We start from the raw sequence: 3,678 nt of genomic DNA on the forward strand, positions 1-3,678 counted from the left end.
TCGGGAGCGCACTCGATCTCGACCGTCTCCTCGTTGATGTCGAAGTCCTCGCCGCCGAACTCGAATACGTCTTCCATTACCTTATCCTCGTCAAGACCTGTATTCTCAAGGATAACGATACCCTTGTTGGTGAACATGAAGGATACGCAGCCTATAGTTCCGAGGTTGCCGCCGAACTTATCAAAGTAGTGACGCACTTCGCCTGCTGTTCTGTTTCTGTTGTCGGTAAGGCACTCTACGATAACAGCTACGCCGTTAGGACCGTATCCCTCGTATGTGATGTTCTCATAGTTGTTCTTGTCTCCGTCGCCGGCTGCTTTCTTGATGATACGGTCGATGTTGTCGTTAGGCACGTTGTTTGCCTTTGCCTTGGCGATAAGATCACGAAGTTTTGCGTTGTTGTTCGGATCGGGGCCGCCTTCCTTAACGACTACCGTGATCTCTCTGCCGATCTTTGTGAAGATCTTGCCCTTTGCAGCATCGGTAGCTTCCTTCTTACGTTTGATATTATTCCATTTTGAATGACCTGACATAGTTTTACACTCCTATCTGTTCATTATTATTAAGATCTGAATTTATGATAAAGTCAAACAGCTCGCGGATACGCTTGTTTTCTCCTGTGATATAAAGATATCCGAACAGGCATTCCAGCGCTGTAGCTCTGCGGTATTCCGCAGCGTCTGCGTGCTTCGGGACCGTGTTCCCCGTAGCGTTCCTGCCCCTTTTCAGCACTGCCAGCTCATGCTCTGTAAGCTTTTCGGAAATGAGCTCATATGCTTTTGACTGAAATTCAGCGCAGACAAGCTTTATTTTAGCCGAATGGAGCTTTGCGACCGGCATATTCGCCATGAGCAGCAGATACTCTCTTATAAGGGTATCGTAAACGCTGTCTCCGAGAAAAGCAAGCGTCAGCGGACTGTATGAATTAGCTTCACGCTCTGTTAATTTTCCTGTACTCATATCAGTTTACAAAGTCGAACTCGAAGCCTTCAAGGCTTACGGTGTCGCCCTCCTGAATTCCCATTTCCTCAAGCTTTGCAATAATACCGCTGTTGATGAGCACACGCTGGAAGTATTGCAATGACGAGTAGTCGTCGGGATCGACAGTACGCATAATGGGCTGTATCCACGGCGCATCAACGTAATAAACATCGTCCTCAACTGTGATCTCAAACTTCTTGTCAACTCCGAGCATTTCATCAAGCTCTGCCTGCGGTATGGGCTCTGCCTCAAATTCACGTATAGGCGGAAGAGTGTCAAGCACCTCGGATACCTTGTTCATAAGCTCTGCCGTGCCCTGAGTCGTTGCAGCAGAGATGCAGAAAAACGGGATATCCCTATCCTCTATGTACTTTCTGAACCTTTCGATCTGCTCGTCTGTTGCCATATCGGATTTATTTGCCGCAACTATCTGCGGTCGCTCGGCAAGCTCCTCGTTGAACTTTGCAAGCTCGGCATTTATGACCTCAAAGTCCTCGCAGGGATCACGTCCCTCAATGCCAGAAACGTCAACTACATGAACGATAAGGCGGCATCTTTCAACGTGCCTGAGGAACTCGTGGCCAAGTCCGACGCCGTCTCCCGCACCCTCGATAAGTCCGGGGATATCAGCCATAACGAATGACTTTTCATCATCGACTCTTACCACACCGAGCACGGGAGTAAGGGTAGTAAAATGATAATTCGCTATCTTTGGCTTTGCTGCGCTTACTACAGATATGAGTGTGGACTTTCCCACATTAGGGTATCCGACAAGACCTACATCCGCAAGCAGCTTAAGTTCAAGGGTTACCTCGAACTCTTCACCCGGAAATCCGGGCTTTGCAAATTTCGGTATCTGACGGGTAGAAGTGGCAAAATGCACGTTTCCCTTTCCGCCCTGACCGCCTCTTGCAAGAACCTTCGGCTCGTCAGACGACATATCTGCCATTATCCTTCCGCTTTTTGCTTCACGGATGACCGTACCTCTCGGTACTTTTATTATAAGCGGCGGAGCGCTTTTTCCCGTACAGTTTCTGCCGCTGCCGTTTTCGCCGCGCTCTGCCACATATTTTCTTTTATATCTGAAGTCGATTAAAGTCGAGAAATTATCATCGACCTGAAAAACAACATCTCCGCCGCGACCGCCGTCACCGCCGTCGGGACCGCCTGCCGCTACATACTTTTCTCGGTGAAAGGACACCGCTCCGTCGCCGCCGTCGCCGGCCTTGATCTTTATTTTCGCCTGATCAACGAACATTTCCGACCTCCGTTTCTAAAGAAAAATCCCAAGCAAATGCTCGGGATTTATTTTCACGTTTTGGCTGTTACTGCTCGATCTCGTAAACAGAAACCTTCTTACGGTCACGGCCGTAACGCTCAAACTTGACCTTACCGCTTACTGTTGCGAATAATGTATCATCTGAACCGATACCTACACCGTTACCTGGATGGATGTGTGTACCTCTCTGGCGAACGAGAATATTGCCTGCCTTAACGAACTGACCGTCTGCTCTCTTTACGCCAAGTCTCTTAGCCTCAGAATCACGGCCGTTCTTGGTAGAACCAACACCCTTCTTATGAGCAAAGAACTGAATGCTAACCTTAATCATTATTTACACCTCCGAATATGAGATATTGATAGTTCCCGGGTATTCATCGCGTATCATTTCAAGCTGCTGAACAAGCATATCCACCACCGCATCGGCTCTTTCATCGGCATTATCGGCAATACAGAGCATAACATTGTCCTCTGCGCCCGACTTTGCGCTTATATGAAAGCCGTCCGTGATGATATTGGCTGCCAGCATACACGCCGATGTGACTGCGGCACAGACTATATCCTGTCCGCTTTCTGCATATCCTGCGTGACCTGTTACACGAAATCCCCGGAATTGTTTTTCTGACTGATAAATCTCAGCTCGGATCATGCCTTGATAGCTTCGATCTTGACCTGAGTGTAAGGCTGTCTGTGACCCTGCTTCTTCTTCTCGCCCTTCTTAGGCTTGTAAGTGAAAACAGTGATCTTCTTAGCCTTGCCGTTCTTAAGAACCTTTGCGCTTACAGCTGCACCGTCAACATAAGGTGTACCGATCTTAAGACCATTGTCTGCTCCGAGAGCAACGACCTTGTCAAAAGTAACTGTCTCATCAGCCTCTGCTGCGAGCTTCTCGATGAAGATGATATCTCCCTCGTTTACCTGATACTGCTTTCCGCCGGTTTCAATAACTGCGTACATTTGTGGCACCTGCCTTTTCAATAAACTCGCTGCTCAGGGGGCGGACGGACGTCCGGCTTTAAGCCCGTTCACAAGCGGCAATAATATTTTACCACAACATTTTCGGTTTGTCAAGCATTTTTTCAGAATTATTTGCAGATTCAGGATTTATTGCAGGGGTAAATTCCGTGCGTCCGCTGTCGTTCTGACAAAGGCAGCCCTTGCAAAACGTTTCAGGTTGCTGCACCGCGGCCGTGGGCGCCGTCCCCTACAGGTGATCCTGACAGTTCATTTATTAATCCGGACGGATCTATCAGACCATTTCGCCGGGAAAAGCAAGTCCCCACTGTCTGCGGCATTCGTCCATGATACGCATTACTGCAAGAGTACCGCTGTGCGGGACGAGAGGGCTTTCCGCAAGTCCCTCACGAAGACACCTTTGCACCTCGGCTATCTCGTAGGAGTATCCGTCCACGCCCTCC

The 3,678-nt window shown here is 48.9% G+C and carries 6 protein-coding genes; all 6 read right to left on the reverse strand.

Annotation, left to right across the window (positions count from 1 at the left end):
• Positions 1–533, reverse strand: a 533-nt coding sequence (locus Q0R37_RS15415) for a YebC/PmpR family DNA-binding transcriptional regulator (RefSeq protein ID WP_294755494.1), incomplete at its 3' end; no start/stop codon positions are given.
• Positions 534–537: 4 nt separating this feature from the next.
• Positions 538–960 (reverse strand): ribonuclease III domain-containing protein, encoded by a 423-nt coding sequence (locus tag Q0R37_RS15420; RefSeq protein ID WP_294755495.1) that lies wholly within the window; start codon positions 958–960, stop codon positions 538–540.
• 1 nt (position 961) lies between these two features.
• Positions 962–2,239, reverse strand: coding sequence for a GTPase ObgE (gene obgE / locus Q0R37_RS15425; RefSeq protein ID WP_294755496.1), 1,278 nt, complete (start codon positions 2,237–2,239; stop codon positions 962–964).
• 67 nt (positions 2,240–2,306) lie between these two features.
• Positions 2,307–2,591 (reverse strand): 50S ribosomal protein L27, encoded by a 285-nt coding sequence (rpmA, locus tag Q0R37_RS15430; protein ID WP_294755497.1) that lies wholly within the window; start codon positions 2,589–2,591, stop codon positions 2,307–2,309.
• Between the two features lie 3 nt (positions 2,592–2,594).
• The gene (locus tag Q0R37_RS15435) at positions 2,595–2,909 is read right to left on the reverse strand and encodes a ribosomal-processing cysteine protease Prp (protein WP_294755499.1); all 315 of its coding nucleotides are present in this window, start codon (positions 2,907–2,909) and stop codon (positions 2,595–2,597) included.
• Complete coding sequence (gene rplU, locus Q0R37_RS15440) at positions 2,906–3,217, reverse strand: 50S ribosomal protein L21 (protein ID WP_294755501.1); 312 nt, start codon at positions 3,215–3,217, stop codon at positions 2,906–2,908. Before rplU ends, Q0R37_RS15435 begins: the two co-directional genes overlap by 4 nt.
• Positions 3,218–3,678 lie beyond the last annotated feature (461 nt).

The sequence above is a fragment of the uncultured Ruminococcus sp. genome (genome assembly GCF_946415235.1).
GTDB lineage: Bacteria > Bacillota > Clostridia > Oscillospirales > Ruminococcaceae > Ruminococcus.